An 11,732-nucleotide genomic window follows, 5' to 3' on the forward strand; every position below is an offset into this window, starting at 1 on the left:
TGTCTGCCGGCGACCCCCGTCCTGGCCGACGGTAGGGACGGCCACCGACAGCACCGCCGGGCCCACGACCGACCACGTCCGACAGGACTGGTTCCGCGCGAGACCGTACGTGCTCCGGACCCGCGGTGGGAAGCCGGCGAGGCCGAGTTGTCCACAGGCTCTGTGGACAAGCTGGGCACTCTCGTGGACGACACGCACAGCAGCGTGCACACGCCGTGGACCGTCCTGTGGACAGCGCATCCAATGTGCCGGATGGATGCGCTCTGACCTGCGGAAACGTTCTACACACCCTGTGGATGGAAAATCCTTGGCCGGTGGGGTCGTTCACCTGTCCGACATCTGGGAGTCACCGGTTGCTTTGTCGACACCGGTGGGGGACGACCACTGCCGCGCCATCATCCACACCGCCATGCACAGGTGGTCCGAATGGGCTATGTACAGCGGGGGACGACGGTCGATATGTGAACGCCGGCGCGGCGACGTCGGCGCCCCTTCCTAGGCTGGACCCGTGAAGCCGGTCGACCGCGAGATCCTGCGCCTGGCCGTGCCGGCGTTCCTCGCGCTCGTCGCCGAGCCCCTGTTCCTGCTCTCCGACGCCGCCATCGTCGGCCACCTCGGCACCCCCGAGCTCGCCGGGCTCGGCGTCGCGGCGGTGGTCCTCCAGACCGTCGTGGGACTGTGCGTCTTCCTCGCCTACGGCACCACCGCCAGCGTCGCGCGCCACCTCGGCGCGGGCGACCTGCGCGCGGCGCTCGCCCAGGGCGTCGACGGCGTCTGGCTCGCGGTGCTCATCGGGTCGATCGCCACCGTCGCCGGCATCCTCCTCACCCCCACGCTCGTCGGCGCCTTCGACACCGGTGCCGAGGTCGCCGACCACGCCGAGACCTACCTGGCCCTGGCGTTCCTGGGCACCACGCCGCTGCTCGTCATGCTCGCGACGACCGGCGTGCTGCGCGGGCTGCAGGACACCCGGACGCCCCTGCTGGTGGCCGTGGTCGGCAACGGCCTCAACATCGTCCTCAACGTCGTCCTCGTCTACGGCCTCGACCTCGGCATCGCCGGCTCGGCGATCGGGTCGGTCGTCGCGCAGGTGCTGTCCGCGGCGTGGCTCGTCGCCGTGGTGGTCCGCGCCGCCCGCGAGCACGACGCACCCCTGACCCCGGACGTCGCCGGCATCCGGTCGGCCGCCCACGCGGCGGTCGCGCTCGTGGTCCGCACGCTCGCGCTGCGCGCCTGCCTGCTCGTCGGGACGTACGCCGTCACCCGCGCCGGCACCCAGGGCTCCGACGTCACCATCGCCACCCACCAGATCGCGATCACGCTGTGGAGCTTCCTCGCATTCGCCCTCGACGCCATCGCGATCGCGGCCCAGGCGCTGACCGGCCGCGCCCTGGGCAGCGGCGACGTCGACAGCACGCGTCGGCTCACCCGGCGGATGGTCCAGTGGGGCTGGGGCAGCGGGATCGTCGCCGGGCTGGCGCTCGCCGCGGTGTCGCCGTTCATCGGCGCCCTGTTCACCACCGACCCCGAGGTCCGCTCGCTCCTCGTGCCGGTCCTGCTGGTCGCGGCCCTGGGGCAGCCGCTGGCCGGCGTCGTCTTCGTGCTCGACGGCGTGCTCATCGGCGCCGGCGACGGCACCTACCTCGCGTGGGCCGGTCTCGTCGTGCTGGCGGCGTACGCCCCCGCTGCTCTCTGGGCAGCCACGCTGCCCCACGGGCTGGTCGCGGTGTGGGTCGCGATGACCTTCGTGTTCATGGGCGCCCGGGGGCTGCTGCTGACCCGGCGGGCCCGCGGCGAGAAGTGGATGGTGACCGGAGCCACGCTCGCTCGTTGAGCCCTCGAGCAGACGCCATGCCTCGGGAGGGCAGATGAACCCGGAACGCGCCACAGCGACGTCGACAGCGACGTCCACAGCGAAGTGGGCGCTCGTCGCCCTGGTCGCGGGCGGCCTCGTGCCGCTCGCGGGTGCCGCACCCGCGCAGGCAGCAACGGGCTGCACCGACGAGAAGCCCCCGTCGGTCCTCCAGGACGGGTGCGACGACGCCTCCCCGCCCGAGACCTCCGTGACCTCGAGCGCCACGCCCAACGCCGCCGGGCTGGTCACCACCTCGACGCTCACCTTCACCCTCGGCTCCTCGGTCGACGACGGCGACGTGGGGCCGTTCGGCTTCGAGTGCCGGCTCACCGGCACCCCGGCGCCGCACGACTGGCAGGCGTGCGGTGGCACCGTCACCCTCGCCGGCCTGCCGGACGCGGCACCGGGGACCTACGTCTTCGAGGCCCGCGCCGTCGACCTCGGCGACCGCGCGGTCGACCCCGACACCCTCCTCGGGCCGGGCAGCGTCGCCGACACCCCCGACGAGGACCCGACCCCGGTCCGCGTCGCGTGGGGCCAGGACACCAGGGCCCCGTTCGTCTTCGTCACCGCCAGCACGTACGACGAGGCGACACCGACGCAGCCGGTGGTCACGGGGGAGACCGTGCCGATCCGGCTCAACAGCAGCGAGCCCGGCTCGACCTTCGAGTGCCTCGACAACGGCGACGCGCTCGCCTGCTCGCCCGGTCGCTTCGAGCTCGCGGACGCCGGACCCGGACGCCACAGCTTCACCGCGCGCACCATCGACCGGGCCGGCAACGCGAGCGCCTGGTCGGAGCCGATCGAGTTCTTCGTGCCGCGCAACCTCGAGCGGTCCTCGGGATCGAAGGGGAGCACGACGAGGTCGGTGACGGCCTCGCGGGGCTGGCAGACCGTCCGCGACGCCGGCTACTTCCGCGGGGACGCGCTGCGCACGACCACGCGCGGTGCGCGGCTCGTGCTGCCGCGCACGCGCGTCGGTGAGCTGCGCCTGCTGGCCGCGACGGCCCCGGGGTACGGCAAGGTGCGGGTGCGCGTGGGCCACCGCGACTGGCACGTGGTCGACCTGTCGGGACCGCGCTCGCCCGGGCGCCAGCTCGTGGTGATCGACCGCTACTCCGGCATGCGGACCGGGCGGATCACCATCGAGTCGCTCGGCAGCAAGCCCGTGGTCGTCGACGCGGTCGTCGCCCGGCCCAACCGGTTCCCGTCGGCGACCTGAGGACCGACCCGACCCGCGGTCGGTCGGGCATGCTGGGCACATGACCGGGACCCGGGCCGTACGCACGTGGCTGGTGCTCGCGGCCTGCTGCCTCGCGCTGGCGGGGTGCACGGACGACACCGACCCCCCGCCGAGCGAGGAGACCGCCGTGGACGCAACCGACCCCAGCTCCCAGGCCACGACCGGGTCGGCCTCCCCGGACGTCCGGGCCTCGGTGGACGACCTGGCCGCGAGACTGGGGGTGGACGCGGGCGAGGTGGAGGTCGTCGCGGTCGAGCAGGTCACCTGGCGCGACGGCAGCCGCGGGTGCGCCACGGCCGGGGACATGTACACCCAGGCGCTCGTCGACGGGGCCCGGATCACGCTCCGCGTGGACGGCACGGACCACGAGTACCACTCCGGCGGCGCCCAGCCGCCGGCGCTCTGCGAGGACCCGACCGAGTAGACCGGTCCGGGAACGGCGGACGGCCCGCCGCCCCCGGAGGGGCAGCGGGCCGTCGCTGTGGTGCGTCGGGCGTGATCAGGCCGGGACGACGTTGAGGGCCACCGTGGCGGACACCTCGTCGTGCAGCTTGACCGCCACCGTGTGGGAGCCGAGCGACTTGATCGGGTTGGTGACGAGGATCGTGCGTCGGTCGACCTTCTCGCCGGAGACCTCGGCGATCGCGTCGGCGATCTCCGAGGTGGTGACGGCGCCGAAGAGGCGACCGCCCTCGCCGGCACGGACCTTCACGTTGACCGCGTTGGTCTCGAGCTTGGTCTTGATCTCCTTGGCGTGGTCCTCGTCGCGCGCCGCACGAGCGGTGCGGGCGGTCTTGATGGACTCGATGGTCTTCTCGCCGCCACGGGTCCAGCGGATGCCGAGGCCACGGGGAACGAGGTAGTTGCGGCCGTAGCCGTCCTTGACCTCGACCACGTCGCCGGGGGCGCCGAGGCCGTCGACCTCCTGGGTCAGGATGAGCTTCATGTCTCGTGCTCCTCTCAGCGACCGGTGGACGTGTAGGGCAGCAGAGCCAGCTCGCGCGCGTTCTTGACGGCGATGGCCACGTCGCGCTGGTGCTGGACGCAGTTGCCGGTCACGCGACGGGCGCGGATCTTGCCACGGTCGGAGATGAACTTGCGGAGGAGCGTGGTGTCCTTGTAGTCGACACCGGTCGCCTTCTCCTTGCAGAACTGGCAAACCTTCTTCTTGGGCTTGCGCAGAATTGCCTTGGCCATTGTGGTGCTCCCTTTCAGTGAGCCCGGCCCTGAAGGCAATCAGGGACGGAATGGTGGTGGATGTTTCGGGTGGTCCGGATCAGGACCTAGAAGGGCGGCTCGTCGTTGCCGCCGCTGACCCCGGGCGTGGCCCACGGGTCGTTGGCGGGAGCGCCGCCCTGGGGGGCGCCGCCCTGGGGCTGTCCGCCCCAGCTGCCGCCGCCGCCCTGCGAGGGAGCGGGGCTGGCCCACGGGTCGTCGGCCGGAGCGGACTGCTGCCCGCCACCGCCGCCACCCGAGTAGCCGCCGCCACCGCCGGAGTAGCCGCCACCGCCGCCGGACCGGGTCGTCTTGGTGACCTTGGCCGATGCGGAGCGCAGCGACGGGCCGACCTCCTCGACGTCGATCTCGAAGACGGTGCGCTTCTCACCCTCGCGGGTCTCGTACTGACGCGACTTCAGGCGACCCTGGACGATCACGCGCATGCCCCTCTGGAGGGACTCGGCGACGTTCTCCGCGGCCTGGCGCCACACAGCGCACGAGAGGAACAGCGTGTCGCCGTCCTTCCACTCGTTGCTCTGGCGGTCGAAGGTGCGCGGCGTCGACGCGATCCGGAAGTTGGCCACGGGGGCACCCGAGGGGGTGAACCGCAGCTCCGGGTCGTCGACGAGGTTGCCGATGACGGTGATCGTGGTCTCGCCTGCCATGTCAGGTCTCCTCAGAATTTCCTGCTGATCCGGTGGTGCTCTGGGTGCTGCCCATCAAACAGGCAGGCACCCACAGCGGGAAAGGTCTATCCACAGATGCCGGTGAGGGCGATCAGTGGGCGTCGGGACGCATGACCTTCGTGCGCAGGATCGACTCGTTCAGCGTGAGCTGGCGGTCGAACTCCTTGACCGTCGCGGGCGTGGCCGTCAGGTTGATGACGGCGTAGATGCCCTCGGCGTTCTTCTTGATCTCGTAGGCCATCCGACGGCGACCCCACACGTCGAGCGACTCGATCGAGCCACCGTCCTTGCGGATCACGTTGAGGTACTTGTCGAGCGACGGCTCGATGGTGCGCTCGTCGAGACTCGGGTCGAGGATGACCATCACTTCATAGGCACGCATAGCGGTCTCCACCTCCTCTGGGCTAGAGCGGCCACGGGCTTTCCGTGGCAGGAGGGCTGTGCGTACGGCGCACGGGCTGGGCCGCGCGCCGCGGTGTCGCCCCGACGGGAGTCCCGAGGGGCAACCGGGGAAGGCTACCAGCGCAGCGACCACCGGCCGGAATCGTCGTACGACGGCTCCGACCGGTGGTCACAGCGGGTGGACGGCAGCGGGAAGCGGGTCAGTCGGCCGAGCGGCGCACGAACGACAGCGCGGTCCCGGCGATGACGGCGAGCAGCGCGAGCCAGTAGCCGATGCCGTGACCCTGGTCGATCGCGTCGCAGAGCCCGAGGCCGGCGTCGTCGCAGCCGCCCCCGGGGGTGACGAACAGCGCGAGGAGGGTGCAGAGCGTGGCGAGCGCGAAGCAGCCCAGGACGGCCGTGCGCACCGGGACGGGCAGGGCGGGCAGGACGCCGAGGACCTTGGCCGCGAGCAGACCCGCTCCGACCAGGGCCACGAGGGCGCCGAACCAGCCGAAGAAGCCGTGCCAGGCGTTGGCCGAGCCGCCTCCGAAGCCCTCCACCGAGACGGTGTAGTAGGGAAACAGCGAGGCGATGAACGCGACCAGCCCCGCTCCGATGATGCCGAGGTCGAGCGGGTTGCCGGCCTTGAGCGTCGCCGCCGCCTGGCTGGCCTGCGCGCCGTAGTCAGGCCCGGACGTCGGCTGCGCGGCGGGCGGGGTGCCCGGCTGGCCGGCGCTCTGGCCGGCGGGCTGGCCGGCCGGCGGGGTGTACGGCGGCGGGGTCGAGGCAGCGGGCTCACCGGAGCCGGGCGTGGGCTCCGTGGGCTCCGTGGGGTCGGGCGTGGGCCCGGCCCCGGGTGTGGTGTCAGACATTGGGATCTCCCCTGCTGGGCCCCGGGGTGCGGGGCCGATCAGCCGGAGGATGTCGCAGGTCCGTGCCCACCCGCAAGGGGGCTGACACGAGCCTTGCCGAGCCGGAGACGGTCGTCACCGCACCCCGACGAGGGGCCTGTGGACGACGCCGACCCCGAGCGCGTCTCGGCGGCTAGCGTCGCGGGGTGCTGTCGGGAGCCCCTGCTCGTGCCGCCTCGCGCCCGCCCGTCGTGGTGGCGGGGCGCTACCGGCTGCTCGACCAGGTCGGCACCGGCGGCATGGGCTCGGTGTGGCGGGCCCGCGACGAGCGCACGGGCGACCACGTCGCGGTGAAGGTGCTCGGCCGGCACAGCGCCGCGCTGCTCGCGAGGTTCGTCCGCGAGCAGGCGGTCCGGGTGCGGCACCCCCACGTGGTGGCGCCGCACGGGTGGGCGGCCGAGGACGACCTCGTCGTGCTCGCGATGGAGCTGGTGCCGGGCGGCTCGGTCGCCGACCTGCTGCGCGAGCGCGGCCCGCTCGACGCCGGCACCGTCGGCGTGCTGGTCGAGCAGCTGCTCCTCGGCCTGGCGGCGGTGCACGCGGCCGGGCTCGTGCACCGCGACGTGAAGCCGGCCAACCTGCTGCTGGAGGCGTCCGCGCACGGCGAGCCCCACCTGCGGCTCGGCGACTTCGGCGTGGCCGCGCCCATCGCCGACCGCCGCTTCACCACCGTCCCCGGCGCGATCGGCACCGACGGCTACATGGCGCCCGAGCAGGCACGAGGAGCGCTGCCCGAGCCGACGCAGGACCTGTACGCCGTCGGCCGCGTCGCGCTCGAGATGGTGACCGGCCTGCGACCCGACCGGCAGCGTGACGTGCCCTCGCACCCGCTCCGGCCGCTCATCGAGCGGCTGCTCGTCGCCGACCCGGCCCAGCGCCTGGCCACCGCCGACGCGGCGCTGCGCCTGCTCCGCCGGCTCGACCTGCCGGAGCCGCAGTGCGCACCGGTGCCCGACCGCCTCGGGCCTGCCCCGCGCGGTCGTCGTACGCCAGCCGGGGCGGGGGTGGGCACCCGGACCGACTGGGCAGGCTGGCTCGCCGTCGCCGGGCTGGTCGGCGTGGTCGCCGGCTGTCTGTGCCTGCTCCTAGGGTGGGCCCCATGAGCACCCAGCCGTCCGCCCAGACCTCGATCGGCGCCCACGTCGAGCAGACCGACCCGGTCGCCGAGGCGATCGCCCGCGAGACCACGCTGGTGCAGTTCTTCCTCGGCGACCCGCAGGGCTACAAGGGCCCCGAGGTCCGCTTCGACGGCGGCGCGGCCGCCCTGCGCGCCGCGGCCGAGGAGGCGGGGGTCGACCTCTACGTCCACGCGCCCTACATCGTCAACGTCGCCACGACCAACAACCGGATCCGGATCCCGAGCCGCAAGCTCCTCCAGCAGCACATGGACGCGGCTGCCGAGATCGGCGCCAAGGGCCTGATCGTGCACGGCGGCCACGTCAACAAGGACGACGACCCGGCCGTCGGCTTCGACAACTGGCGCAAGGCGGTCGAGGCGACCGACATCAAGATCCCGCTGCTGATCGAGAACACCGCCGGCGGCGACAACGCGATGGCGCGCCACCTCGACCGCATCGCCGGCGTCTGGGACGCGATCTCCGCCGCGCCCAACGCCGACCAGGTCGGCTTCTGCCTCGACACCTGCCACGCCTGGGCCGGCGGCATCGAGCTCGGCGACGCGGTGGAGAAGGTGCGCTCGATCACCGGGCGCATCGACCTCGTCCACGCCAACGACTCGCGCGACGACTTCGACTCCGGCGCCGACCGCCACGCCAACTTCGGCCAGGGCCACCTGCCGCCCGACGAGTTCGCGGGCGTCGTGCGCGAGGCCCGTGCACCGGTCATCTGCGAGACCCCGGGCGGCGCGGCCGAGCACCTCGCCGACTTCGCGTGGCTGCGCGAGCACCTCTGAGCCGGGCACGCCGGCACGACACCGGCGAGAAATCTGCCGCGACCGTGCAACCAAACGCCGCTCAGTCGCGTCTGCACCTGTGAGGGGACCAGACACGTACGGGGGTCGTGTCTGGTCCCTTGTAGCGTGGGTGCGGTGACGACCCCCCTGACCCTGCGCCCGATCTCCCCGCAGGAGCACCGCGACTTCATCGCCGGCCGGTCGTCCGCGAGCTTCCTCCAGACCCCGGGCTGGGCGAGCGTGAAGGCGGAGTGGAAGGCCGAGTCGCTCGGCTGGTTCCGCGGTGGCGAGATCGTCGGGGCCGCGCTGGTGCTCAACCGCCAGCTGCCGCGCGTGAAGCGCTACCTCGCCTACCTGCCCGAGGGGCCGGTCATCGACTGGACGGGCGACGACCTCGAGGCGTGGCTGCGTCCGATGGTGGCCCACCTGAGGAAGCAGGGTGCGTTCGCGGTCCGGATGGGACCGCCGGTCGTGACCCGGCGCTGGTCGGCCGAGCAGGTCAAGGCCGGCATCGCGGACGAGTCGGTGCGCCGGCTCGGCGACGTACCTCCGCTGGAGCGGTCCCAGGTCGGCGCGCGCGTGATCGCCCAGCTGCACGAGCTCGGCTGGCAGCTCCAGTCGGCCGAGGGCGGCTTCTCGGCCGGGCAGCCGCAGTTCAACTTCCAGATCCCGCTGGTCGACGACCAAGGTGCCCCGCGCACCGAGGCCGACGTCCTCGCCGGGATGAACCAGCTCTGGCGCCGCAACATCAAGAAGGCGGACAAGTCCGGTGTCGAGGTCGCCCTCGGCAGTCGCGAGGACCTCAAGGCCTTCCACGACCTCTACGTCCACACCGCCGAGCGCGACCACTTCACGCCGCGGCCGCTGGCGTACTTCCAGACGATGTACGACGCCCTCGCCGCGGAGGACGCCGACCGGATCCAGCTCTGGCTGGCCCGGCACGAGAGCGACCTGGTCGCGGCCACGATCGCGATCCGGGTCGGCACCCACGCGTGGTACTCCTACGGCGCGTCATCGACCGAGAAGCGCGACGTCCGGGGGTCCAACGGCGTGCAGTGGGCGATGATCCGCCACGCGCTCGAGGCCGGGGCGGAGGTCTACGACCTGCGCGGGATCACCGAGACGCTCGACGCCGACGACCCGCACGTCGGGCTGATCCAGTTCAAGGTGGGCACCGGCGGCGAGGCCGTGGAGCACGCCGGCGAGTGGGACCTGCCGCTCAACCGTGTCATCTACAAGGCGTTCCAGGTCTACCTCGCGAGGCGAGGCTGATGAGCCTCACCCTCAGCGTCGACGGCGACCGCTGGCGCCGGCACCTGCTCGCGACCGTCACCGCCCACCCCGGGATCGTGCCGGTCGCGAAGGGCAACGGCTACGGCCTCGGCCTCGGCCGGCTGGCCCGGCGCGCCCAGTGGCTCGCCGACCACGCGGCGGAGACCGGAGCGGCCGTCGACACGATTGCCGTCGGGACCTACGACGAGATCGGCGAGGCCGCCACCCGCTACTCCGGCGACCTGCTGGTGCTCACCCCGTGGCGTCCCTTCGGTGCCGCGCTCGACCTCGACGAGCGCACGGCCGCGCGGGTGGTGCACACGGTGAGCCGTCCGCAGGACCTCGCCGCGCTGCGCGAGCGCGACCCCCGGGCGCGCTTCGTCCTCGAGCAGCTCACCTCGATGCGTCGCCACGGCATGACCCGGCGCGAGCTCGCGACGGCCGCCGAGGAGCTCGGCCGGGCCCGCAGCGGGCTGCGCGGCGTCGCGATGCACCTGCCGCTCAACACCACCTCCCACCTCGGCGAGGTCACCCGGCTGATCAACGAGGTCGTCGCCTCCGGCCTGCCGACCACCACCGTCTTCGTCTCGCACCTGACCGCCAGCGAGCTCGCGCGGCTGGCCACGAGCTACCCCGACTTCACCGTCCGCCCGCGCGTCGGCACCGACCTCTGGCTCGGTGACCGCGGCGCGCTCACGGTCGGCGCGACCGTCCTCGACGTGCACCAGGTCGAGCGCGGGGACACCTTCGGCTACCGCGGCCGCAGCGTGCCCAAGAGCGGCCACATCGTGGTGGTCAGCGGTGGCACCGCGCACGGCATCGGGCTCGAGGCACCGACCGGGGACCAGTCGCTCAAGGCACGCGCGGCGACCCTGGCCCGCGGCGGCATGGACGCGGTCGGCTTCGTCCGCTCGCCCTTCTCGATCGACGGCAAGCAGCGACTGTTCGCCGAGCCCCCGCACATGCAGGCCTCGATGCTGTTCGTGCCCTCAGGCGCGCGCGTCCCCCGCGTCGGCGAGGACATCGACGTCCGGGTCCGCTTCACCGCGACCGACTTCGACCGCGTCGTCGTCAGCTGACTCCGACCCGGCCTCGCGCAGCACGGCGACCACCAGCCACACCAGCGCGCCGACCCGCAGCACCACGGCCAGCCAGTAGGCCCGATCGTCGTCGGTGATCGTCGGGTCGAGCGCCTGCCCCACCCACCAGCCGGTGATCACCGAGCTGAGCAGGGTGAGTCCCTGCCACACGAGCAGGTCGCGCCAGCGGCGTACGCCGATCGCGGCCAGCGGCAGTGCCAGGAGGGCGGCCTCCGGAGGGGCGGACGGCGCGACGACGAGCGCGGCCGCCAGGAGCACCAGCCCGGACCGTGCGCAGGTGGTCACGGTGGCTCGCCTGGACCGGCGCGCGGACCACCACACGGCGCCGGCCGCAGCGGCCAGCACCACCAGCTGGACCGCGGTGCGCAGGGTGGAGGAGGGCGTGTGGCCGGCCTGCTGGAGCAGCAGCCAGATCGACCCGGTGTCGACGTCCGGGACGGTGCCGCGACCCGGCAGGGTGATGACGACGTAGGCCGCGGCCGCCGCGAGGAGGGCGTCGAACCGGTCGCGCATCCGCCCGCCGATCGCGATCACGCCGACGAACGCCAGCAGCACCGGCAGCGCGAACGCGGCCCCGATGCCCGCGCCGACGCCGGCGACCCAGGCGCGACCCGAGGTCCAGCCCCACAGCAGCACCGCGACTCCGACCGCGGCGACGAGCTCCCACGAGAGCCAGTGCACCAGCAGGAGGGGCGACATCGCCCATCCGGCGGCCGCCCACGGACGTCGTACGTCGACCCGCGCGAGCAGGGCGGTGGCGAGCAGGGCCAGCGCGGCGAGCAGGACCGCCGCACCGGCGGTCGAGCTGACGGTGCCGGAGCCGGGGAAGAGCTCGCCCAGGCGCTGGAGCCAGGTCGCGACGTGGGGAGCGGTGGCGTCGCCGGTGGACCGCCCGGCCAGCTCGCTCCAGCACTGCTGGGCGAACGGCTGGTCGGGCTTGCTCCAGCCCGACGGGACGCACGCGCCCTTCGAGACCATGCCTGCGGCCAGGACGACCGCGGTCGAGCCGACGAGCACCCGCGCCGGGCTCCACCAGGGGTGGCCGCCCGCGTGGTCGCCCACCGGGCCCCCGACGACCTCGGACATCGCCGCGACCACGGGGTCGGTGCGGGTCGGGGCCGACTCGGGGCCGCGAGGCGCGTTCGCCACGG

General features: G+C 73.3%; 13 protein-coding genes. 7 read left to right on the plus strand and 6 right to left on the minus strand.

Annotated elements, in window-relative coordinates; genetic code table 11:
- Positions 1-508: 508 nt before the first annotated feature.
- Genes EUA93_RS06470 through EUA93_RS06480 form a run of 3 tightly spaced genes read left to right on the plus strand, consistent with a single transcriptional unit; the run spans position 509 to position 3,522 of the window.
- Positions 509-1,834 (plus strand): MATE family efflux transporter, encoded by a 1,326-nt coding sequence (locus EUA93_RS06470; protein WP_129399382.1) that lies wholly within the window; start codon positions 509-511, stop codon positions 1,832-1,834.
- A gap of 34 nt (positions 1,835-1,868) precedes the next feature.
- Entirely contained in the window at positions 1,869-3,077 is a 1,209-nt protein-coding gene (locus EUA93_RS06475; protein ID WP_129399383.1) for a hypothetical protein, read from the plus strand.
- A 40-nt stretch (positions 3,078-3,117) separates the two neighbouring features.
- Positions 3,118-3,522: a hypothetical protein gene (locus EUA93_RS06480; protein WP_129399384.1), complete on the plus strand. Its 405-nt coding sequence runs from the start codon at positions 3,118-3,120 to the stop codon at positions 3,520-3,522.
- Between the two features lie 75 nt (positions 3,523-3,597).
- On the opposite strand, the gene rplI is transcribed toward EUA93_RS06480, so the two are convergent.
- The 5 genes from rplI to EUA93_RS06505 form a co-directional block, all read right to left on the minus strand.
- A complete protein-coding gene (gene rplI, locus EUA93_RS06485) occupies positions 3,598-4,044 on the minus strand; it encodes a 50S ribosomal protein L9 (RefSeq protein ID WP_129399385.1) in 447 nt (148 codons plus the stop codon).
- Between the two features lie 14 nt (positions 4,045-4,058).
- The gene (gene rpsR, locus EUA93_RS06490; RefSeq protein ID WP_056603689.1) at positions 4,059-4,295 is read right to left on the minus strand and encodes a 30S ribosomal protein S18; all 237 of its coding nucleotides are present in this window, start codon (positions 4,293-4,295) and stop codon (positions 4,059-4,061) included.
- An 86-nt stretch (positions 4,296-4,381) separates the two neighbouring features.
- Positions 4,382-4,981 (minus strand): single-stranded DNA-binding protein, encoded by a 600-nt coding sequence (locus EUA93_RS06495; protein ID WP_129399386.1) that lies wholly within the window; start codon positions 4,979-4,981, stop codon positions 4,382-4,384.
- Between the two features lie 112 nt (positions 4,982-5,093).
- On the minus strand, positions 5,094-5,384 hold the full coding sequence (gene rpsF / locus EUA93_RS06500) for a 30S ribosomal protein S6 (protein WP_090968586.1): 291 nt from the start codon (positions 5,382-5,384) through the stop codon (positions 5,094-5,096).
- A 220-nt stretch (positions 5,385-5,604) separates the two neighbouring features.
- Positions 5,605-6,258 (minus strand): hypothetical protein, encoded by a 654-nt coding sequence (locus EUA93_RS06505; protein WP_129399387.1) that lies wholly within the window; start codon positions 6,256-6,258, stop codon positions 5,605-5,607.
- A gap of 185 nt (positions 6,259-6,443) precedes the next feature.
- Here EUA93_RS06505 and EUA93_RS06510 point away from each other — a divergent pair, with 185 nt between their 5' ends.
- The 4 genes from EUA93_RS06510 to EUA93_RS06525 all read left to right on the plus strand — a co-directional run bounded on the left by EUA93_RS06510 (position 6,444) and on the right by EUA93_RS06525 (position 10,560).
- Positions 6,444-7,400: a serine/threonine-protein kinase gene (locus tag EUA93_RS06510; RefSeq protein ID WP_242497257.1), complete on the plus strand. Its 957-nt coding sequence runs from the start codon at positions 6,444-6,446 to the stop codon at positions 7,398-7,400.
- Positions 7,397-8,209: a deoxyribonuclease IV gene (locus EUA93_RS06515; protein ID WP_129399388.1), complete on the plus strand. Its 813-nt coding sequence runs from the start codon at positions 7,397-7,399 to the stop codon at positions 8,207-8,209. The genes EUA93_RS06510 and EUA93_RS06515 overlap by 4 nt, the downstream gene beginning before the upstream one ends.
- A gap of 135 nt (positions 8,210-8,344) precedes the next feature.
- Positions 8,345-9,481, plus strand: coding sequence for a lipid II:glycine glycyltransferase FemX (locus tag EUA93_RS06520; RefSeq protein WP_242497258.1), 1,137 nt, complete (start codon positions 8,345-8,347; stop codon positions 9,479-9,481).
- Positions 9,481-10,560, plus strand: coding sequence for an alanine racemase (locus EUA93_RS06525; RefSeq protein WP_129399390.1), 1,080 nt, complete (start codon positions 9,481-9,483; stop codon positions 10,558-10,560). Before EUA93_RS06520 ends, EUA93_RS06525 begins: the two co-directional genes overlap by 1 nt.
- On the opposite strand, the gene EUA93_RS06530 is transcribed toward EUA93_RS06525, so the two are convergent.
- Positions 10,471-11,730, minus strand: coding sequence for a hypothetical protein (locus EUA93_RS06530; protein WP_129399391.1), 1,260 nt, complete (start codon positions 11,728-11,730; stop codon positions 10,471-10,473). The genes EUA93_RS06525 and EUA93_RS06530 overlap by 90 nt on opposite strands.
- Between the last annotated feature and the right edge of the window lie 2 nt (positions 11,731-11,732).

The organism is Nocardioides oleivorans (assembly GCF_004137255.1).
GTDB classification, from domain to species: domain Bacteria; phylum Actinomycetota; class Actinomycetes; order Propionibacteriales; family Nocardioidaceae; genus Nocardioides; species Nocardioides oleivorans.

Bases quoted from the DNA above. Each gene is read 5' to 3' on its own strand.
- EUA93_RS06475 (WP_129399383.1), top strand. From the start codon at position 1,869: ATGAACCCGGAACGCGCCACAGCGACGTCGACAGCGACGTCCACAGCG.
- EUA93_RS06480 (WP_129399384.1), top strand. From the start codon at position 3,118: ATGACCGGGACCCGGGCCGTACGCACGTGGCTGGTGCTCGCGGCCTGC.
- rplI (WP_129399385.1), bottom strand. From the start codon at position 4,044: ATGAAGCTCATCCTGACCCAGGAGGTCGACGGCCTCGGCGCCCCCGGC.
- rpsR (WP_056603689.1), bottom strand. From the start codon at position 4,295: ATGGCCAAGGCAATTCTGCGCAAGCCCAAGAAGAAGGTTTGCCAGTTC.
- EUA93_RS06495 (WP_129399386.1), bottom strand. From the start codon at position 4,981: ATGGCAGGCGAGACCACGATCACCGTCATCGGCAACCTCGTCGACGAC.
- rpsF (WP_090968586.1), bottom strand. From the start codon at position 5,384: ATGCGTGCCTATGAAGTGATGGTCATCCTCGACCCGAGTCTCGACGAG.
- EUA93_RS06505 (WP_129399387.1), bottom strand. From the start codon at position 6,258: ATGTCTGACACCACACCCGGGGCCGGGCCCACGCCCGACCCCACGGAG.
- EUA93_RS06515 (WP_129399388.1), top strand. From the start codon at position 7,397: ATGAGCACCCAGCCGTCCGCCCAGACCTCGATCGGCGCCCACGTCGAG.
- EUA93_RS06525 (WP_129399390.1), top strand. From the start codon at position 9,481: ATGAGCCTCACCCTCAGCGTCGACGGCGACCGCTGGCGCCGGCACCTG.